Origin of the sequence: Maridesulfovibrio pacificus (SeqCode), assembly GCF_048612815.1 — a bacterium.
Lineage (GTDB): Bacteria > Desulfobacterota > Desulfovibrionia > Desulfovibrionales > Desulfovibrionaceae > Maridesulfovibrio > Maridesulfovibrio pacificus.
The window spans coordinates 1,851,381-1,871,040 of sequence record NZ_JBLZNE010000001.1 but is presented as its reverse complement, the minus strand read 5'-3'; the positions used below and the strand labels follow the sequence as shown (position 1 = coordinate 1,871,040).

21 protein-coding genes, 1 tRNA gene and 1 riboswitch are annotated in these 19,660 nt (G+C 48.1%); of the genes, 6 read left to right on the top strand and 16 right to left on the bottom strand.

Going from position 1 to position 19,660, the window contains the following annotated elements; all coding sequences use genetic code 11:
- The first annotated feature begins 5 nt into the window (after window positions 1-5).
- Entirely contained in the window at window positions 6-740 is a 735-nt protein-coding gene (locus tag ACNI23_RS08825) for a 4Fe-4S dicluster domain-containing protein (protein WP_420248019.1), read from the top strand.
- A gap of 280 nt (window positions 741-1,020) precedes the next feature.
- Window positions 1,021-1,929 (top strand): formate dehydrogenase accessory protein FdhE, encoded by a 909-nt coding sequence (locus ACNI23_RS08820; RefSeq protein ID WP_420248017.1) that lies wholly within the window; start codon window positions 1,021-1,023, stop codon window positions 1,927-1,929.
- 87 nt (window positions 1,930-2,016) lie between these two features.
- Here the strand turns inward: ACNI23_RS08820 and ACNI23_RS08815 are convergent, their stop codons facing one another.
- Window positions 2,017-2,769: a substrate-binding periplasmic protein gene (locus tag ACNI23_RS08815; protein WP_420248016.1), complete on the bottom strand. Its 753-nt coding sequence runs from the start codon at window positions 2,767-2,769 to the stop codon at window positions 2,017-2,019.
- Window positions 2,770-2,872: 103 nt separating this feature from the next.
- On the bottom strand, window positions 2,873-3,208 hold the full coding sequence (locus tag ACNI23_RS08810) for a hypothetical protein (protein WP_420248014.1): 336 nt from the start codon (window positions 3,206-3,208) through the stop codon (window positions 2,873-2,875).
- Window positions 3,209-3,309: 101 nt separating this feature from the next.
- Between ACNI23_RS08810 and ACNI23_RS08805 the strand changes: the two genes are divergently transcribed.
- Entirely contained in the window at window positions 3,310-3,816 is a 507-nt protein-coding gene (locus tag ACNI23_RS08805) for a hypothetical protein (protein ID WP_420248012.1), read from the top strand.
- A 90-nt stretch (window positions 3,817-3,906) separates the two neighbouring features.
- Here the strand turns inward: ACNI23_RS08805 and thiE are convergent, their stop codons facing one another.
- From thiE to ACNI23_RS08765, 8 genes are all read right to left on the bottom strand, one after another.
- Complete coding sequence (gene thiE, locus ACNI23_RS08800; protein ID WP_420248011.1) at window positions 3,907-4,557, bottom strand: thiamine phosphate synthase; 651 nt, start codon at window positions 4,555-4,557, stop codon at window positions 3,907-3,909.
- 9 nt (window positions 4,558-4,566) lie between these two features.
- Window positions 4,567-5,190: a sulfur carrier protein ThiS adenylyltransferase ThiF gene (gene thiF / locus ACNI23_RS08795; protein WP_420248009.1), complete on the bottom strand. Its 624-nt coding sequence runs from the start codon at window positions 5,188-5,190 to the stop codon at window positions 4,567-4,569.
- Window positions 5,187-6,308, bottom strand: coding sequence for a 2-iminoacetate synthase ThiH (gene thiH, locus ACNI23_RS08790; RefSeq protein ID WP_420248008.1), 1,122 nt, complete (start codon window positions 6,306-6,308; stop codon window positions 5,187-5,189). The genes thiF and thiH overlap by 4 nt, the downstream gene beginning before the upstream one ends.
- Window positions 6,309-6,314: 6 nt before the next feature.
- Entirely contained in the window at window positions 6,315-7,091 is a 777-nt protein-coding gene (locus ACNI23_RS08785) for a thiazole synthase (RefSeq protein ID WP_420248006.1), read from the bottom strand.
- A 5-nt stretch (window positions 7,092-7,096) separates the two neighbouring features.
- The gene (gene thiS / locus ACNI23_RS08780) at window positions 7,097-7,297 is read right to left on the bottom strand and encodes a sulfur carrier protein ThiS (RefSeq protein ID WP_420248004.1); all 201 of its coding nucleotides are present in this window, start codon (window positions 7,295-7,297) and stop codon (window positions 7,097-7,099) included.
- 58 nt (window positions 7,298-7,355) lie between these two features.
- A riboswitch (TPP riboswitch) is annotated at window positions 7,356-7,458 on the bottom strand.
- Window positions 7,459-7,551: 93 nt separating this feature from the next.
- Window positions 7,552-8,220 carry a phosphate signaling complex protein PhoU gene (gene phoU, locus ACNI23_RS08775; RefSeq protein ID WP_420248003.1) on the bottom strand — a complete coding sequence of 223 codons (669 nt, stop codon included), beginning with the start codon at window positions 8,218-8,220 and terminating at the stop codon, window positions 7,552-7,554.
- A gap of 150 nt (window positions 8,221-8,370) precedes the next feature.
- Window positions 8,371-9,843, bottom strand: a complete 1,473-nt coding sequence (gene panF / locus ACNI23_RS08770) for a sodium/pantothenate symporter (RefSeq protein ID WP_420248001.1) — start codon at window positions 9,841-9,843, stop codon at window positions 8,371-8,373.
- Window positions 9,840-10,133, bottom strand: coding sequence for a YhdT family protein (locus ACNI23_RS08765; RefSeq protein ID WP_420248000.1), 294 nt, complete (start codon window positions 10,131-10,133; stop codon window positions 9,840-9,842). Before ACNI23_RS08765 ends, panF begins: the two co-directional genes overlap by 4 nt.
- Before the next feature lie 232 nt (window positions 10,134-10,365).
- On the opposite strand from ACNI23_RS08765, the gene ACNI23_RS08760 reads away from it, so the two are divergent.
- On the top strand, window positions 10,366-11,169 hold the full coding sequence (locus ACNI23_RS08760; RefSeq protein WP_420247998.1) for a substrate-binding domain-containing protein: 804 nt from the start codon (window positions 10,366-10,368) through the stop codon (window positions 11,167-11,169).
- Window positions 11,159-13,318 (top strand): PAS domain-containing protein, encoded by a 2,160-nt coding sequence (locus tag ACNI23_RS08755; RefSeq protein ID WP_420247996.1) that lies wholly within the window; start codon window positions 11,159-11,161, stop codon window positions 13,316-13,318. The genes ACNI23_RS08760 and ACNI23_RS08755 overlap by 11 nt, the downstream gene beginning before the upstream one ends.
- Window positions 13,319-13,456: 138 nt before the next feature.
- Here the strand turns inward: ACNI23_RS08755 and ACNI23_RS08750 are convergent.
- Window positions 13,457-13,544 (bottom strand) — tRNA-Leu (locus ACNI23_RS08750).
- Window positions 13,545-13,602: 58 nt separating this feature from the next.
- Window positions 13,603-15,300 carry a YcaO-like family protein gene (locus tag ACNI23_RS08745; RefSeq protein WP_420247994.1) on the bottom strand — a complete coding sequence of 566 codons (1,698 nt, stop codon included), beginning with the start codon at window positions 15,298-15,300 and terminating at the stop codon, window positions 13,603-13,605.
- Between the two features lie 150 nt (window positions 15,301-15,450).
- On the opposite strand from ACNI23_RS08745, the gene ACNI23_RS08740 reads away from it, so the two are divergent.
- Window positions 15,451-16,128: a TVP38/TMEM64 family protein gene (locus tag ACNI23_RS08740; protein ID WP_420247992.1), complete on the top strand. Its 678-nt coding sequence runs from the start codon at window positions 15,451-15,453 to the stop codon at window positions 16,126-16,128.
- A gap of 2 nt (window positions 16,129-16,130) precedes the next feature.
- On the opposite strand, the gene ACNI23_RS08735 is transcribed toward ACNI23_RS08740, so the two are convergent.
- From ACNI23_RS08735 to ACNI23_RS08720, 4 genes are read right to left on the bottom strand one after another with little or no spacing between them, the layout of a single operon-like run.
- Window positions 16,131-17,348 carry an ABC transporter substrate-binding protein gene (locus ACNI23_RS08735; RefSeq protein ID WP_420247990.1) on the bottom strand — a complete coding sequence of 406 codons (1,218 nt, stop codon included), beginning with the start codon at window positions 17,346-17,348 and terminating at the stop codon, window positions 16,131-16,133.
- Window positions 17,345-18,493 carry a patatin-like phospholipase family protein gene (locus ACNI23_RS08730; protein WP_420247989.1) on the bottom strand — a complete coding sequence of 383 codons (1,149 nt, stop codon included), beginning with the start codon at window positions 18,491-18,493 and terminating at the stop codon, window positions 17,345-17,347. Before ACNI23_RS08730 ends, ACNI23_RS08735 begins: the two co-directional genes overlap by 4 nt.
- Before the next feature lie 59 nt (window positions 18,494-18,552).
- Entirely contained in the window at window positions 18,553-19,116 is a 564-nt protein-coding gene (locus ACNI23_RS08725) for an arylesterase (RefSeq protein WP_420247987.1), read from the bottom strand.
- Window positions 19,117-19,118: 2 nt separating this feature from the next.
- Window positions 19,119-19,652 (bottom strand): hypothetical protein, encoded by a 534-nt coding sequence (locus tag ACNI23_RS08720; protein WP_420247985.1) that lies wholly within the window; start codon window positions 19,650-19,652, stop codon window positions 19,119-19,121.
- Window positions 19,653-19,660: the final 8 nt, after the last annotated feature.

Here is a 19,660-nt window from a genome sequence, read left to right as displayed (position 1 = left end):
AAAACATGCCTAAAGCATTATTTGTAGATACCTCCAGATGTACGGCTTGCCGCGGTTGCCAGGTTGCCTGTAAGGAATGGCACGATCTGCCCGCAGTAGAAACCAAGCAGCGCGGTTCGCACCAGAACCCGCCGGACTTGAACCCCTTTAACTATAAACTGGTCCGTTTCAGCGAGCACCGCATCAACGGCAAGGTCGAGTGGTATTTCTTTCCCGATCAGTGCCGTCATTGCGATGTGCCTCCCTGTAAGGACATCGGTGATATGTATGTGAATGGCGCGGTTGTGAAGGATGAAACTACCGGCGCAGTCATTTTCACCGATCAGACTAAACGGCTCAGTGCTGAAGAATGTCAGGAAATAACCGAAGCGTGTCCCTACAACATTCCGCGTCGTAATACCGGTACCGGTCTGTTGGCTAAATGTGACATGTGTATTGATCGCCAGCAGGCCGGACTCGTGCCTGTTTGTGTTAAGACTTGTCCCACCGGCACTATGAACTTCGGTGAACGCGAAGAAATGGTCGCTCTGGCTGAAAAAGCCCTTGAGCGGGTCAAGAAGGATTATCCTAACGCAGCAATAATCGACGCTGATGAAGTCAACGTCATCTATCTGGTGCAGGATAAACCTGAACTCTACTACGAGTACGTTACCGCAGACGCTTCCGGCGTCGGCAAAGGCGTAACCCGCAAAGAGTTCCTCGCTAATCTCGCCAAGCCTGCAAAACGCATGTTTGGGTAAAGAATAGCCTCCGGCGGCTGGGGAAGGGAAACTTTTGGGAAAAGTTTCCCTTCCCCAGACCCCATCCCTTCAAAACTTTTTAGTAGGGCTTCGCCGTTGGGGATGATGAAATGGGGTTGAATTAAAATAAAACAAATTTCTACAGTCTTTCGTTACCGGATGCGAAGCTTAGTAAAAAAGTTTGGGATTCTTAAACCCTTTTTAAAGGGTTTAAGCCGCCGGAGGCGAAATATTTTGATAAATAGCGCGTAGCGCATCAAATATTTCTGGAGCATTATTAATGGGTAAGAATAAGAAAAAACGTGACGTTCAGGCTGGGCTTCTTGCTTTGCGTAAGAGAATGCCTGCTCTTGAGAATATTTTCGATGCTTTCGGGCCGTTGGTTATAGCTCTGGAAAAAGCTGATGATTTGCTTGCCGACTGGAATGGCTATGAAATCCCGGAAGCATATGCCCCGCGTTTTGAGCAGGGCGTTGCACTGTTGTCTGACATGGACCTGCCTGACCTTGGCGAAAAGTATCGCGAAGTGTTCATGCTGGTTGCAGGGGCGGTTGCTGAGGGACTGCCTGCCATTTCCAAAGAGGTCGATGAGATCGTAATTGCAGTAGGTGAGGTCGAGAATTTTAATGATCTTGCCAAGGCTCTTTGGGATGAGGATGGCAAGCTGCTGCGGTCCTTGATTGAAAAGTGGAAGATTGATGACCAGACTTTGGCATTTATCGGTACGCTGGCCCTTAAGCCTTTTATGGCCCGTATGGAACCCGAAGCAGCTAAGGCTGTTGAAAATATGGCTTGGCACAAGGGATACTGTCCGGTCTGCGGTACTTTTCCTGATCTGGCTTTGCTCAAAAAATCCGGTGATGACAATGCTTATCTGAAGTCACATGGCGGTCAGCGTTGGTTACATTGTTCCTGTTGCGGGCACGAGTGGCGTTTTAAGCGTAATACCTGCCCGTGGTGCGAAAATGAGGATATCGAGAAGCTCCGTTACCTGCAGGCAGATGAACGCAAGAATGAGCGTGTCGATGTATGTGAATCCTGCAAGCATTATTTCGTTACCATCGATACCCGCGAACTCAGCGACCAGCCGGACCCACGTGTCGCTCCGCTGGGACTTGTGCATCTTGATATCAGCGCACAGGAAAAGGATTATCTGCCTTTGACTGAAACTCCTTGGAATGTGCTGTAGAATTTAATTGGGAAACTGAAATGGGAAACCGCCGTAGCCTGTGAGGTTGTGGCGGTTTTTGTGTTTGCATACACAGTCAATGTATAATCAATTGTCTGGGAGATACGTTCTTACTAACCAATCCAGCTTGCCTTCTTCTTTGATCTTATTAATTCCTATTTGAAGTCTTCTAACTACAGCATCATTCGTATATCTGTTAAAAGCGAAGTATAGAGGTGGCATTTTTAACGAGAACACAACCTCATAAGCATGCGGGTTTACATTTTTTTGCTCCATTTTATAGAATATGGCCTCCCTATTTCCGGCTATTATATCTACTCTGCCTTTATTGAGTTTTTTAATCATTGAAATAACAGAATATGATAGGTCTATATGCTCTTCATCAAACTTTTCAGCGAGAATAGTTTCATATGCAATATCGTTCTTGATCACACTTATTTTGAACTTCTTAATATCATCAATGCCATTAATTTTAATTTGGCCCTTAGTAGCGATGAAATCAACATCATAGTTTGCAATGGGGCCGGCCCATTTGAATAATTCTTCCCGGGCATTGTTGCGTACCGTGCTGAAAAGGCAGTGGTTGGGCTTGGCTAAAACATCCTTGTAAGCCCTTGGCCAAGGATAGACATGCACCTTTGAAATATCAGCTTTAATCCCTGTAGCATTGAGTGCTGCCAAAAGAATGTCTACGGCAAATCCAGTGGGCTTTCCGTCAATTTCAAAGTTGTATGGCGGTAGTTCTTCAGTAATAAAGACAGTGTCATTCAGTGATTGGGCCGTTGCTGTGGCATTCAGGATAAATAATAAGGATATAGTGGTAAGTAGATATCTAAGCATAAGAAACCTCACTAATTAACTATAACTTAAATATCAGGGAAATAAAATAGATTGTTGTGGTTCGCGGAGTCTAATAAAATAATGAGATTAATGCTGCAAAATTCTAGTGTTGGCAGGAAATATCATTGCCCGCAATTAGATCTGCAAGCACAGTCTTTCTATTTTTGAGTTCATCAATTTTCAGCAGGTAGATACAGTTCCAACAGCCATCCCATAAGCAGTCAGCGTGGGGTGGGGTCGCAAGTTCTTTGCGGAAGTTATCCGTCTCTCCAACGTACAGCATGTTTACCTTAAATCCGGCCCGGTGCCCGCGCGGGTGTGTATAGGCGAGTATGTAGATCCCGCCGTATTCAGGAATAGGGCGGGTTTTAGCGAATATTCCGAAGATATACTCTTGGCCTGACTTATCGGAGAAGGGCCATTCTTTTTGCTTGAACATTGTATACTCTAGGCTTTTTCTAGACAGATAAAACTGGGTTATGTAAAGAATACTTTACCTGTGTTTTTATAGACATAATTCTAGATGAGTAAGGAGAAACAATGAAAAAAGCAATGAAGATTGTATTGGCGATGGCTATGCTTGTGCTGATGAGCGGCGGGGCGATGGCGCAGAGTTCTTTTGTGCCTCAGGGCGGTATAACCGTTCCGGGACTTGTTTATTTGTACACAAGTTCCTCTAACTATATGCTTCCGCGATTTGTATTAACAAATATTACAGGTGAAACCATTCAATGCAAAGTCAGAGTATATGACCATGATGACAATGATATAACTCATCTTAGTCAGATTGTTAAAGGGGGCCAAGGTAGTTGGCCTACTATTGCCACTGGGACTGGAGATTTCGAAATCCCCGCTCACAGTACCCGCCTGTATTGGATGCAGTCGCCTTCAGGAATTAAAAGAACTGCCGGATATGCAACTATTGAGTGGTCTTCGTCTGATTCGAAATTGCGCAAAGCTTTGATTGGATCAATTTGGAGAATGAGAAGTGGGGCAGGTGGATTTACAGATACAAATAATCCATTAAATAATTCACAGCCGTTTTAATTAAAACGTTTCAACACCGCACCCCTGAACCGGAGCTTACTTATTTCTCGGTTCAGGGGTGTCTTCGTGTGAGTGGTTCCGATTTGAAATTTATTTAGGCATTGCAGAGCGTAGGTCTTTAATCATGCCGCCGATATCATCTGCACCGACGATTTCGGTGACAAGGGCTACGCATTTGGCACCCCGGTTCATTACCTCGGCAATGTTGTGCTCTTTGATACCGCCGATAGCTACGAAGGGGATGTCTATGTTTTTGACCACCCAGTCGAGGTATTCGAAGCCCACGGGATCAACAACATCGTCTTTAGTGTAGGTTTTGAAAATAGGTCCTACGCCGATGTAATCCACGCCAGCTTCAACAGCAGCCTGTGCTTCCTCGGGCGCGTGGGTGGAAAGACCGATAGCCATTTCATCACCGATGAGTTTTCTTACCGCATGAACAGGAAAATCCTCCTGCCCGATATGGATGCCGTCCGCGCCGACCATCATGGCGAGATCGATGTCGTCATTGACGATGAATGCAGCCCCTGCTTCGCGGGTCATGCGGCGGATTTCCATGCACTCTTCGTATTTCTGACCGGACTTGATTTCCTTCTCGCGGTACTGGATCAGCTTGATGCCGTTATCAAGCATCTCGCGGACAACTTCGATATTGGAACGATCCTTAGAAAATTTCAGGGCGGTAAGGCAGTAAATATCTGTATCAAGGATGTTTTGACGGGTGATTTTTCTGGTGCTCATTCTTTGTCCCTATTTGGCTTCTTGGAATTTGTTCAGGTAATGGTTGAGAACAATGTCGGCTTGTTTTGCGGCGCAGATTGCTACCCTTGGCGATAGCGGGGGAGTCTCGGCATTGCACTCGGTTTTCATGTCCCCGACAATGTAGAAGTTGTCGCGGACCTTGCGGGTTTTGATTTCATCCGTATTGCCTGTTCCGCCCATTCCTGATGCCGTTACCAGCAGTTTGCCCGTGGGCAGGAATGTTTCCACCAGTGCTTTTTTTGCCGCTGCGCCGTCAAAGGCTTCGATGATAACATCGCAGTCGTCGTACAACTCATGGACATTTTCACGGCTGACGGCGGTAGCATGGGCAGTGATGTCGAGGTCCGGGTTGATGGACTTCAGGTTATTACAGAGGGCTTCAACCTTATTGGTGTCGACCTGTTCCATGAAATAGAATTGGCGGTTGAGGTTTGATTCCTCGATCCGGTCAAAGTCGGCAATGACGAATTGCTTGAACCCGCTGCGAACCAGATGCATGGCGCAGTTCGAACCCAGCCCTCCGGCTCCGGCAATGCCGATGCGGACCGTTTGCAGATAGCGCAGACGATCCTCACCGAGATATTTTGCTATGCCTTGTTCTGTACGGTTCACGATGCTTCCTGCAAAGGGTGCCAGTCTTTGAAGACGGGCTGGTAACCGTGTTTTCGGAGTACCGCGCACATTTCATCCACACTGCGCTCGTCGCTGATATCGAACTGTCCGACTTTTTCTTCTTCTTCGCAGGTATGCCCGCCGACTTCAGTGGAAACACCTGCGGACATGCGGGTTACGCCCAGCGGAAGGATGTTCTCGCGGAAATCGGGTGCCTCGCGGGTGGAAATGGTGATTCCACAGCGGGGCAGGAAAATACGCAGGGCCAGCATGTTCTGCACAAGGGCGGTGTCGCTGACAAGGGATTTCGGAGTGAAGGCATCACCAACATGCGTACGGATGCGCGGCAGTGAGACGGCGATGTCCACTTCGGGATATTTGTTTTGCAGATACGCGGCGTGAATACCGGTTTTCAGCGCATCATGACGCCATTCATCAAGTCCGAGCAGGGCACCGATATTGACCACGCGCATCCCGGCTTTACAGGCCCTTTCAGGTGCATCGAGGCGGAAGCGGTAATCATGCTTCGGTCCTGCAGGGTGCAGTGTCGGGTATAGTTCTTCGTTGTAGGTCTCCTGAAACATGGTCATGCCGTCCACGCCGACCTTCACCAGTCGGGAGTATTCTTCCTCGGTCATGGCGTAAATTTCAATGGAAACGGACGGAAAATGTTTACGCAAGATTTCCACCGAGGATTCTATGTATTCCGGGGAAGACTTGGCCCGCGCATCCCCGGTGAGGATGAGCAGGTGCTTAAGCCCGGTGGACGCAATGGCTTTGGCTTCTTTTTCCAATTCTTCCGGTCCCAGCTGGGAGCGAGGAATGTTGTTTTTGGTGTTGAAGCCGCAATAAACACACTTGTTGGTGCAGAAGTTAGCCATATACAGCGGGGTAAACAGCTGAATGGTTCTACCGAAGTGCTGCAAAGTCAGCTGGCTGGCTTTTGCGGCCATTTCTTCGAGAAAAGGTATTGCTGCGGGGCTTAACAGGGCAAGAAAGTCTTCCGGGCTTAAAGTTGTCTTGTTAAGAGCGCGCCTGACATCGTGTTCAGTTACGGAGCCGAATTGCTCGGCAAGGGGGGCGTCGTTGTATTCGGCGCAGATGGGATAGAAGCTCATTTTATTTTATCCTTCGTGCAGGAATCCGGTAAGGGGTGAGGAGGCCTTGGCATGGCTGTGTTTTGCTCCGGGACCGGAAAGGTAAGCCTCGCGTCCGGCTTTCACTGCCCGACCGAATGCTTTAGCCATCATTTTGGGATCGGATGCGGTGGCGATGGCGGTGTTAACCAGACAGGCATCAGCACCCATTTCCATAGCTTCGCAGGCTTCAGACGGGCGGCCGATTCCGGCATCAACAATGATGGGCAGGTCGATCTCGTCGATCAGGATGCGGACCATCTCGCGGGTTTTAAGGCCTCGGTTGGTTCCGATGGGTGCGCCAAGCGGCATGACTGCTGCTGCTCCGGCATCCACCAGCGAACGGGCGATGTAGAGGTCGGCGTTCACGTAGGGCAGGACCACGAATCCTTCCTTAGCGAGGATCTCAGTTGCCTTGGCGGTTTCGTAGCCATCGGGGAGCAGGTATTTGTTGTCGGAAATGACTTCGATCTTGATCCAGTTACCGCAGCCCATGGCTTTGGCAAGACGGGCGATGCGAACCGCTTCTTCTGCTGTGCGTGCGCCGGAAGTGTTAGGCAGCAGCTGCATGTGCTTGGGAATAAAGTCCATGACGTTTCCGGTGTCAGATTCAAGGTCAACGCGGCGCAGGGCCACGGTGATGATCTGGGAGCCGGAAGCTTCACATACATCCGGGATTACGGAATCGTCGGCGTATTTGCCTGTTCCGGTCAGCAGGCGGCTGTTGAATTCAAGGCCGCCCAGTTTGAAAATATCGTTGTTCATTGTAATCAACCTCCGCCTACAAAGCGCAGTATTTCGAGGTGGTCCCCGTCATTTATTTGTGTGGAGCCGTAGTTTTCAGCCGGGATGATTTCCATGTTGAGTTCAACAACTACAGTGTCCGGTGTGAGATTTTTGGATTCCAGCAGTTCGAGGATGGTGATGTCTTCGGCCAGTTCGGCTTCTTTGCCATTCAATTTTACGATCATTTTCACTCCGTAAAAAAAAAGCTCACCACGTAGGGCGAGCGCAACAATAGATATAACGACAGAATCTATGCAGCTTCCCTACGGCGGGATTACCCGCATCAGGTTCGAAGGGACAGGCTATTACGCCATCTCAGCCAGATAAGGCACCCCCAGCAGCGAAAGAGGTTATTCAAAACGGTTGGTCGTGTAAAGGAGAAAAAGAAAATGGCGGAAACACCACAGTGTTTCCGCCATTTGAATACAATGGATAAATCTTATTTTTTACCGGCAAAATACTCAGCATATTTAATGAAATAGATATGCTCGGCAATGTTGGTGATATGGTCGCCGACACGCTCAAGGCAGCGCATGGTAAAGAGCAGGGAGATGAATCCTTTCCCTTCAAGGTCTTCAGCTTCCACGCAGTCTTTCATGCCGGTTACACCTTCCTTGAACAGGGCATCTACATTGTTGTCGCTGTGCCAGACATCAAGTGCTTTTTCCACGCTCAGCTCCTTAAATGCTTCAAGGATGCTGGAGAGCATGGCGTTCAACTCCTGACCCATGTGCTGAACATAGCCCAGATGCTGGGTGTGTTCTTCGGCGAATCCGCGTTTGCCTTTCTTTGCAATACTCTTGGCATAGTCGGCAATGCGTTCAAGGTCGGAAGCAATTTTACTGGCTGTCAGGACGTAACGAAGATCAGCGGCTTTGGGTTCCATCTTGGTGATGATCATCAGGGACATTTTGTCCACTTCATGTTCAAGATCGTTGATCTTCTCATCCATTTTAACGATAGCTTCAGCTTTTTCGGGATCATTGTCCTCGAAAGTCTTAATAGCCTTATTCAACTGGTCGAGAGCCAGATTACCGAGTTCAAGGACAAGGCCCTGAAGGTCGGCAAGTTCCTCTTCATATACTTTCAGAGGATGGTGCATATCCATATCATTTACTCCTGTGCCCGGACTGGAGGGCTTTTATATTCAGTGGCAGTTATTTCCAAACATGCTTCGCAGTTAGCAATTACGTTATCTTTGTTACGAAAACATGTCGTCCCTGTTTCGGGATAGTGGATATAACTGGCACAAGTTCTTTTATGCAGGAGTCCGGTCGTTCCTTGTTTTGGAGTGTCCGACATATGAACCGAGTACAAAAGCGGTCAGAGAGGCCAATGTTGTCGGCACAATGGCATGTACCCCGCCCATGGCAGGCTTCATGATGGTCAACACAATGAAGGTCCCCACGCCGATGACGATTGAGGATATGGCTCCGGTGGAGTTGGCTTTATCCCAGTACAGCCCGATTACAATGGGGCAGAGGAAAGCCGCTTCCAGTCCGCCGAAAGCGAAAAGGTTGATCCAGACCAGCAGGTCCGGCGGCTCAATGGCAGCCACGAACACCATCAGGCCTACAACTACGGTACAGATCAGGCTCATTTTTTTGAGGCTGACCAGAGTCATGCGTGAGGCATCCCCTTTGAGTCGGTAGTGGATGTAGAGGTCTTTGATGATGGCGGCTGAGACCAGCAGGAGCATTGAGTCTACTGTAGACATGATTGCCGCCAGAGGTCCGGCAATGAAAACTCCGGCCCAGACCGGGGAGAGCAGCTCCACGATAAGCGACGGCATAGCCAGATCACCTGCCGGGAGCTCGGGAAGAATAGCACGTCCAAGGGTTCCGGCAAGGTGGGCACAGAGGATCATGAATCCGATGAGCAGGGTGCCGATGATCATGGCATCATGCATGGCTTTAGAATCACGGTAACCCATGCAACGCTGGGTGGTCTGGGGCAGGCCGAGAATACCGATACCTACCAGCACCCAGAAGGAAAGGGTGAACGGCTGCGGTACAGCTTCTTTCGGTCCGGTGGGGGTAATCAGGCCGGGGTCAATGGTTTTGAGAGACTGAATACAGTTTTCCATGCCACCGCCCGCATTAATGACCGCCAGCAGGATAACAACCACGGCAACAACCATGACAATACCCTGAATGGCATCAGTTAGTACTACAGCCCGGAATCCTCCGATGGCGGTGTAGAGAACTACGCTGACCCCGAAAAGAACGAGGCCTACAATGTACGGGTATCCGGTTACGGTTTGGAAAAGTCTTGCCCCGCCGATGAACTGTGCCAGCATTGCAGCCATGAAAAATACGATCAGGGCCACAGAGCAAAGGATGACTACAGCGTCGCTTTTGTAGCGGGCGCGCAGGAAGTCTGTGATAGTTACGGAGTCGGTCTTACGGGCCATAATGGCGAAACGTTTACCAAGGATTCCAAGAGTAAGGAAAGTTGTGGGGACTTGAATCATTGCCAGCAGCACCCAGCTCAGGCCCAGCTTGTAGGCTACTCCGGGGCCGCCGACAAAGCTGCTGGCGCTGGTGTAGCTGGCGATAATGGTCATAGCCAGCACCATGCCGCCCATGGAGCGTCCGCCGATGAAGTAATCTTCGATAAATCCTTTGGAGGATGTTGTGGATTCGGCTTTTTTGCGCGCCCAGAGAGCGACTCCGAATGACAATGCCAGATAAATAATTACAGGAATGACGGTCATCATTGTGGTGCTCATGACAGCTTCTCCTTATTTATCTCGTCAACTTCATCATCAAGGGGCATATCCTTGAATTTGAATCTGACCAATGCCCAGAGCAGAATGGTGATGAGCGGGTAGCCCACAATGCAGCTGTAGAAAAACCATTCCGGCAGTCCGAAAACATATTCGTATTGGTCCGGATCTCCGCTGCCCATGCCGTAGGCACAGACGTACCACCAGATAAAATAGAGGGCATAAGCCCCGAGAGTGAACAGGGCTTCTTTGTTAGCCTGCGCAAACCGCCAGTCCTTGGGTTGTTTGTCCATGGTGATTGGCCTCAAGGTGAAAAGTTTATTATTGCGTGGATCAGGCGTGCTACTGACGCCGCGGGTTGAGTGCCCTATGGATGGGATAAATGCAAGTTTTTTATGGCTGACTGAGTATAAGTGAGAGCTTAATTCTCTTGCTCAGGCATATATCTCAATATTTGATTCAAATTTATGTTATGATATGGATCGTTTTCACCAACATAAGCAAACCTGAATCAGGGAAAGTAAAATGAAATTGTGTCAGCTAAATATAAATATTAATCAATTTGTTCTCACTCTCTTACTTGTACTGGGCTTGGTTGTCATGTCCGGGTGCCAGCAGCAGGAAGTTGAGCAGGAAAAAGAAATATTGATCTATTGCGGCATTACCATGATTAAGCCCATGACCGAGATAGCAGGCATTATCGAGCAAAAATATGATTGCAAAGTACTGATTACCAAGGGTGGATCTGGGAATCTTTTAAAATCCATTAAAGCTAACAAGATCGGAGATCTTTATCTGCCCGGTTCAGGTTCTTATATTCAGGCCTGCCTTGAGCAGGGATTGGTCACGGATACCGTTCATGTTGGATTTAATAAGGCTGCTATGATGGTTCAAAAAGGTAATCCTAAAAATATTCCGGGTAATCTGGATAGCATGGCCGACAAAAGTTATTACGTGGTAATCGGTAACCCGGAAAGTGGCAGTATCGGGCGCGAGACCGAGAAAATATTGACCAAAAAAGGAATATTCACACAAGTTGCCGACAATGTGCAGATGATGACCACAGACTCAAAAGATCTTGTCCGTGTTCTTAAGGATAAAGAGGCTGACCTTGTTATTAACTGGTACGCTACTTCAACCTGGTCGGAAAACAGTGAAAGCTTAAGTGTATTGCCGATCAGTGATAAGTATGCAGGAAAAAAGAAATTAATAATCGGATTGCTGCGATTCTCCCGTTACCCTGATATTTCCAAGGCTTTTATGGAGTATGCGTCCAGCGCTGAAGGCAAGGCCATATTCAATAAATACGGATTATATGATGTTAAATAGAAAACTTTCCGGCTTGCTCAAAGAGCAGGTTACTTCCAAAGTTTTATTTCTCTGCCTGGTTTTCTTTATCACTTTTGCAGTGATTTATGTCGTGGACAGGTTGCAGCTGAACTATCTGAATCGATATGACCGTGAAATTGAAAACCAGCAGGCCCGTTCGGAGCTGGGGAAGGCGATTATGCATCGCTTACTTATGGTGGAACTGGGCATAGCAAGGATGATTGATACCACGGACCTGCGTAAAGTTGAGGTCCTCAATAAGGATATTAATCACAGCTTCAGCAAGCTTGAAGATATTTTGTCTGTGCTGCAGGGGGGCGGAACTTTTAAGAACACTTTCCCGGCAAACTTTTACGATAGGGATGAAGTTGATGAGTTGATTTCATTTCACAGAGAAAAGGAAGCCGGATATGTTCTGGAAGTTATTGATCTGAACCCTAAGATTTATGAGCTGGAAGTAGCGACAGAAGGTATTTATTCTGGTTTGCGGAAATTGCTAGGCTCGGATGATAGTCCTACGCTGAAAAAAGTTCACGATGCGTTGAACTTTCGGGGTATGCAGATAGAAGCCCTTATCCTCAGGGCCAGGGAATCTTCCAGTAAGATTTTTCATGAGACTCAGATAGAAATAAAACGTCTGAGTTCGCTTAAGGCGCAAGCGAATGCCAGAATGAATAATTTTAGGTTGGGGGTTATTATTGTTTCCATTCCGCTCTGTCTGTTCATTTTTTTTCGCATTATTTTCAACATCCGCTCTATTCTGGATGACCGGGAATCCAAGGCTAAAAACCTTGAAGATGCCAAATCAGCCATTGAAATTATCCTTGATTCGATTCCGGTCGGGATGGTTATTGTCAACGAGAACCGGGAAGTGATTAAGGCCAACTCCGAAGCATTGCGTCTTTTCGAGGCCGACTCTGAGGAAAAGGTTCTCGGTAATCGTTGTGATAAGGTCTTTTGTTTTTCTTCTGAACATGACTGCCCGTTTTCGCGTAATATTGAGAGTTCTTATGAAAATGAGGTGAAGATTAAGACCGCCAGAGGTAAAGAACTCACAGTGCTGAAAAATGCGGCTTATATCACTCTGTCAGGCGAGCGTCTTGTTCTTGAAGCATTTATGGATATCAGCCAGCGCAGTGAGATGGAAAGACGGCTCAAGGATCAGCAGGATTATACCAACGCTGTTTTGCAGGGGGTGCAGGCCGGAGTTGTAGTCATTGCTGCCGATACTCATACAATTGCGGATATGAATGAAACGGCAGCCCGGATTATCGGTGTAAATCGCGAGGAGGCTTTGGGAACTGTCTGCCACAAATATATATGTCCTGCTGAAGTTGGGAAGTGCCCGGTGACGGATTTCGGGCAGGAAGTTGATCATGCTGTACGCAGGTTGTCCAATGGCAAATCTATTTTAAAAAGTGTTGTACCGTTCAAGCGAGGTGAGGATGCTTATTTGCTGGAAAGTTTTGTGGATATCACCGATAGAGTCTTAGCTGAGAAGCAGCTCAAGGATGCGAAGGAGTCTGCCGATGCTGCGAGTAAGGCAAAATCAGAGTTCCTATCCCGTATGAGTTACGAGCTGAGCACCCCTCTCAATACCATTGTTGAATTTTCAGATGTTTTATTGAGTGATGATGGTCTACCGGGAAAAATGCGTTCCGATGTAGAGAATATTGCATCTGCCGTTCATCATTTGAAAGAGATTATTTCGGAAGTTCTCGATTTTTCAATGGCTGAACCCGAAAATTCTGCCATTAATACTGAAGTGGATGAACAGCCTGAACAGGTGGAAGACGATGAGCCTGTTCCTACTATCTTGTGCATTGATGATGATCCCGAAAATATTAATGAAATGCGAAAAATATCTTCCAATTGGAACGGCTTTACTCTGGTCATTCGTGAAACGGTTGATAAAGGCTTGCGGGCAGTTTCTTTGTTGAGGCCCGACATTGTCTTAATAAGTGAAGATCTGGCGGGAGATATTTTTGAGCAGGTAGCTGATGAGGTTCGCGCTCAGAGTGTGGAGAATTGGAAGCCGTTTGTTGTACTGCTGGGTGATGGTAGCAGCAAAGGTGCTGACAGCAAGATGATCTTGCCAGTGAATATTACTGGTGTGCAGCAGATAGTGACTGAATGTAAACGAGCATAGATGTCTGTTGCGGACATGTTGCTCAATTCCAGCATATTGATTGGCAATTTCTGATAAACAGCCAAATATTCAAATATCGAAACAAAAAAGGGTTCAGCTTGAAATCATTAAGATTTTAGCTGAACCCTTATTTTTATCTGGTACCGGGAGCGGGACTTGAACCCGCACAATCGCAAGGATTACGAGATTTTAAGTCTCGGGTGTCTACCAATTCCACCATCCCGGCACGGAAGTAATGCTTGATATACTTTGTCTTTTAAGTAGTCAAGCTTAGAGAGAACATATTACAGAAGATTTTTTATGTCGAGATAGTTTCTATACAGCCTTTTGCTGATGCGTGAGAACTTGTCGAGATCAGAAACTATTTCGAGTCCGGGGATGATTGCCCTTGTTACCGGGATTTCGAGATCCTTGCGGGTCAGGTCCACGTAGTAGGGGGCAAAACCGTTGGCAGCCAGTGTGTTTTCAATAACCATCACATCGCCGTCCGCACTTCCGGTAGTCAGGTCGGGCAGGTCTTCCAGCTTGCGTACCGGGAGCCCCTCAGGAATTTCAGAAGTGGGCGGTCCGGGGAACGGATATGGAATCTCGGTTAGTGCCGAGAGCAGGGCGCGTTTGCCGGAAAGCGAACAGCCTCCACCTTTGTTGATGTCCCCGTGTTTGCCCACTGCAAAGGCGGTGTAGCAGGGAACACCCAGTTCGGATGTCATATCCTGAAACCATACTTTGATACCACTTTCTTCCATGGCATTGAGATGTTTCTGAACTTCGGGGGCTTCGGATTCAATGGTGAAGCATCTTTCTTTATTAAAGGGAGTGGTGGTGTTGCAGTCGCGTTCCAGAACCTCCAGCAGGCCGCTGAGGCGTGCTTCAGCAACGGTGTTGCCGGATGCAAGTCCGGTGGAGCTGAGTCCGCTGAACAGGTTTTGTTCGTCAAGGTTACAGAACAGGAAGACGTGCTGTACCGGAACTTTCGCCTGTACATGCTTTTCCCCGTCAAATTTTTCCGCAGGCATCCACCAGATTTCCTGACCTTCGTAAGGAGCTTCAAGGCCGAGGTCATCGGGGTTGATTGCCGGAATTTCTTTGGAAATTTCTTCGTATGATCCCTTGCTGACAGGCAGGGAGGCAGTACGGTTGGCAATGCCGGATTTGTCGACACTTGCATAGGAACTGACTCTTTCGGCAACCTCCATTGTACAGGATACGCAGGCCTGCTCAAAAGTGAAACCGCGACCGTAACTGGTCTGGATGGCGCGCAGGGAGTTGCTCAGACAGCCGTTGTCTGTGCGGTTGTCGACCATCCAGTGATGGAGAACAGCAAAGGGGCTGAGGCATCCTTTCTGGCGCATCTGAGGACCCATGAAAACACCGATAGCTTCAAGTTTCTTGTTGGCGTTGGCGGTTACTTCCTCAATTGGTGCGCGCTCCTTGGCCGGAGGAAGTTTTGATTCATTGCCCAGTTTCTCCCGGATGGTGGAAGCGGTTGTGAAATCTTTGGAGGGCAGTTCTTCTGGCTTGTAGAGTTGCTCAATCCCGGCTTCTTCAATTGTGGGCAGTTCTTCGTGCATTTCCATATTGTCAGAGAAAATACCGGTCCACTTGTTGTGCAGGGGCTGGTCTTCCAGAAGATGGGAACGCAGGTGCAGAGTCGGGCTGTACTCTTTGAGCTCCTCAGCATCAAAGGTTGCTTCCACTTCAGCACGCAAAGAGGCAAGGCGGGGATGGGTGATGGCTGCTTCGTAAATGAGGGCGGCAAGAACTTTCTTTTTAGGATCACCCTTGATCTCCTTGATCAGCTTCTGGATTTTGCGGGTCCGGTGTTTACCCAGCATGTCCAGCATATGGCGGTGCATGAATTCGTCGTATGGATGTTCTTCCAGATAGGCCAGTACTTCAGAGAAGCTCAGGTTGGGACCGGGGAACGCGGCAAAGCATCCGGTTCCGGAAAGGGTGTCCATGAGTTTGAGTTCGTAGCGCATATTTTCCCCTGATTATTGTTTTCTGAAACTGATTTTTTCAGTAATTAAATAGTGAGTCGGTCAGCGAGTGTTATCCTTATCCTTGATGGATGTCACGTCAACTTCCGACCGTGAAGGTATGATATTTAAGGCGTCAAGTGAAGGGGGAATATGCATTCGGAAAAATCTCATTCGAAAAAACTGATTCTGCACGGTGTCGTTATTATGGCGGTCGTGGGGATTCTTTCTTTTGCAATCGAGCATTACGGAGAAGGGCACCTTTCCGCGCTTACTGCATGGATTGAGGCCAGCGGCAATTTTGCACCATTTCTGTTTATGCTTATTAATGTGATCGGCATGGTGCTGGTAATCCCACAGACCCTGTTTACTGTGGTTGCCGGAGTCCTTTTCGGGGCCGTAAAAGGAACGGCCATGTGTCTGGTCAGCATGGCTGTGGGATCGTCTTTGTCTTTTCTTCTGGGAAGATTTGTGTTGCGCGGGCGGATGTTCAAAATATTTCGCAATAACCCGAATTTTATGAAGATGGAAATGCTCAGCCGCAAGCATCCGCTTAAGGTTCTTGCTTTAAGCAGGATTGTCCCAGTGGTTCCTTATTCTATTGCCAACTATCTGTGGGCGGCAACTGGCGTGCGCTTCCTGCCGTTCCTGATCATGAGTGTGGTTTGTTTGATACCTGAGACTGTATTTCTAACTGCCGGCGGGCATCTTTTGTCTGCCGGAGTACGCATGGGCACTGTGAATTTGGAAATGGTGGCAGTGCTGGCAGCCGCAGCAGTGCTGATACTTCTTTTGGTTCGTGCTGTAAGGCGTAGTCTTGAAGATGACTGATTTTATTTGAGTATTGTCGCCATTGATTTTTGACCTGATCTGAATTGCATCACATAAAGCGGTTTTTCCGCTCCATTGCCTTGGAATGATATTGTTCCACTCACTCCTTCGAAGTCTTTAATCTGTCCCAGCCCATTGCGAACTGCTGCAGATGATGCTCCATGTTTTTGCGCTGTCGCAGCCAGAAGCATGATGGAATCAAAACCTAAGGCAGCGTAGCCTGTCTGGGGAGAATTGCCGAACAGTTCTTTGTAGGAATCAACGAAAGAACGCACCAATTGTGCTTCACTATCAATGGCTGCCTGAGCTGCAAAATAAACGGTTGATGGGTAATCTTTCATGGGCTGTTGCATGGGAACGGTATCGAATGAAGTCCCGCCGATTATGGAATAGGTTTGTTCGTATTTTTGCAGTTGTCCAAGTATGTTAGTGGCAATATAGGCCGGGGCAAAGATTACAACGGCTTCCACTTGCGGCTTGGCTGGTTCGGTTTCCCGTTTCTGGGTGGTAATGCCTGCTGCACTGTCTACGAAGTCGCTGACTCCAACTGTGTCATTTACCACCGTGCTGTTCGTTGGTTGCGGGGGAACTAATTCTTGTAGTTTTGTGCTGATGAAAGAGAGGTCCGGTTCCGGTTCGGTGATGCGCATTTCTGCCATAATCTTGCCGCCGTTGTGTTTGAAGCGGCGGGCATAGCTGTCTGCCTGACGGGCAGTGCTGTCGGCAAGGTCGGAACGGATAAGCATTATGTTGCTGATTTGCATTGTGTTGGTAGTGAATTCTGCCAGAAGTTGCCCTGTTCGTATGTCGGGAACAGCGAGGCTGAAAATGTTTGAGCCTATATGGGAGAGCGCGTCTGACTGTGCTCCTGTACATAGGAATGGAAGTTGGACAGCTTGAAATGCCGGTCCGGCAGTGAGGGCCGCGTTGTCATCAATTATTCCGGTGGCAGCGATGATTCCTTTGGACTGGGCTAACTTATTCGCACCGTTAAGAATACCTGTTGTTTCTCCGGTGGTGGCTTCAATATCGAGTCTTATTTTAATCTCGCTCTTGGATTTATTTATTTTTTTAACCGCCAGTAATGCGCCGTTCAGGGCTTCCTGAGCCGTGGGTGCTTGGCTGTCCCGGAGGCCGAACATAGCGCCCAGTACGATTTCCCCGGCATGCAGCGGAATTGGCATGCAGATTATAGCCAGCAGCAAAATGAAAGTTTTCATACACCGCTTCCCCTACGGTCTTTGTGTGTTTTGACGATTTTAAACTTCCGTTTTTTGGGAGGTTCTTCTGCTTTAGGCTGTTCAGGTTGTTTCTTTGCAGAGGTTCCTTGTTTCATTTTTTTCAAGGCCTCTTCATGTCTTTTCTCTTCGGCAGCAGCTCTTTCCTGTTCTATTTTCAGTTCTGCTTCTTTTTCCTGTCGCTCTGCTTCGCGCTGCTTCATTTTAATTTTAAATTCTGAGACTGCTTCATTGAAATCTGATTTCTTATTGGTGAAGGCTACTTTTCCTGCATGAACGATTTCAGTGAGCTTCTTTACTTCCCAGAGTTCTATGGGACGTGGATGTTTGATGTATACCGGAATGATTTCATGGTGGTGCATGTCTATGGAAAGAGGAAGTTGACTGGTGAGTATGGAGCGTTTGAAGATGCGCGAGGTATTGAAGTAGCTGGATACAAAACTGTCCGGTTCCGGGTTGCAGGCATCGTCAAAATAGATGGCGATAATGATGTCTATCTGCCGCTTTACGCATTCCATGATCGGCACAGGTGAGGAGAATGCACCGTCGATGAGTCGCCTGCCGTCAACATTTCCCGGCGGCATGAGCGGGTAGATTGCGCTGCTGGCATAGATGGCCTGCGCAAGGTTACCTTCTTCAAGAATGACCGGTTTTCCGGTTTCAAGGTCGGTGGTGGCAATTAGGGTTTTGGGAGAAAGGTCGGAAATGTCAGTTTTTTTGAACAGGGTTTCGTAAGTTCGGCGTAGACAGTCTGTCTTAAGGATACCGGATTCGGCAGTGAACTTGCCCATGCCGGTGCTGGCTATTTCAAGTACGGAATTATAGTCTACGTCGGTATAAAAGCGTGGGTCTACGGTTTTGGAAAAGACTTCTTGAATCTGCTTGAGATCATAGCCTGCACCCATGAATCCGGCCAGCAGAGCTCCGCCGCTGACCCCTATTACAAGATCAAGGTTAATCTTCTCTTCTTGCAGGTATTCTATAAAAGGCAGAGCGCAGAATGATTTTATCCCTTCCGAACCTATGATCAATGCAACAGAAGGACGCTCAGGGGCTTGAGGTCCCATAATTTGTTCTTCTGCTGTATTTTCGGCTGTAGCAGATTCGGGGCTACTGTTCTTTTCCATCTTTTCTCCCATGCTTTAATGCAAAAGATACATGGGCTGAGTGGAAAAAACAATATCAATTACCCGGAGATGGACTCCAGAAAGGATTTGAATGCAGGAAACATTTTGTTGACCATTACCGCTACACCCTCGCTGTTCGGATGTACGCCGTCAGGCTGGTAATATTCAGGGGCTTCACCGATCCCTTCGGTCAGGGACGGGTAGAGGGGAACACTGAATTTATCGGCAACGTCAGTAAAGATGCTGCTGAATTCGGATGAATAGGATTGCGGGGTGAAGTTCATGGGTTTGAAGCCAAGCAGCAGGACCGGGATATTTGCTTCCTGAAATGCCTCCACCATGCGGGAGAGATTTATCTTGGTCTGCTCGGGGTCCATGAGCTGGAAGCAGTCATTTGCGCCGAATTCGATGTACGCTGCATCCGGTTCGCTTTCGATAACATTGGCAAGGCGGAAGAGCCCGTCCGCGGAAGTATCCCCGGACAGGCCGAAATTATTAATAGCCACATGGAAGCCTTCTTCCAGCAGTTTGCGTTCAAGCTGTGCCGGAAGGGAGCTGTAAGCCGGAAGACCGTACCCTTCAGTTAGACTGTCCCCGAATGCCGCCAATGTGATCTTAGCCATGCCTATTTTTCTCCTTCGCGCAGCCAGCTCTGGAAGCGGGAAACCTCATCTTTCCATTGGTCTGAAATGCGGACGGTTATGAATTCTTTGAAGACGTGGTCAAAGAGGGAAATGCATTTTTCGATCAAATAGATCTTTTCCAGAAACTTTGCATCCGGATCATCGCCTTCTTCGTCTTTCATCTCCACTTTAGGGGTTTTAAGCCCGCTCATGGTGAAATCTTCAGCCTTGAGCTGAACCTGCCAGAGGTTCTCGTCGATTTCCATCTTCAGCTGGCAGCGGGTAACTTTCTTACCGGTGCGCAGGCCATAGAGCACTTCGGTCATATCGCCGCTGGCGGAGTTCACTGTTGCGGTATCAACGTTCTCGCCGTCGCCGCCCTGAACAGACATGCGCTGTTCCATGTAGAGCATGAAGCGTTCGCCGTTTTCAAGTTCAAACATGCCGTCCTGAATTTCACTTTTATACCAGAGCCAGGTCAGAAAGTCCTGACCCAGAAGTGTGTTTTCCCTTTCGGCTAACATCATGAGGTCCATAACTGGTG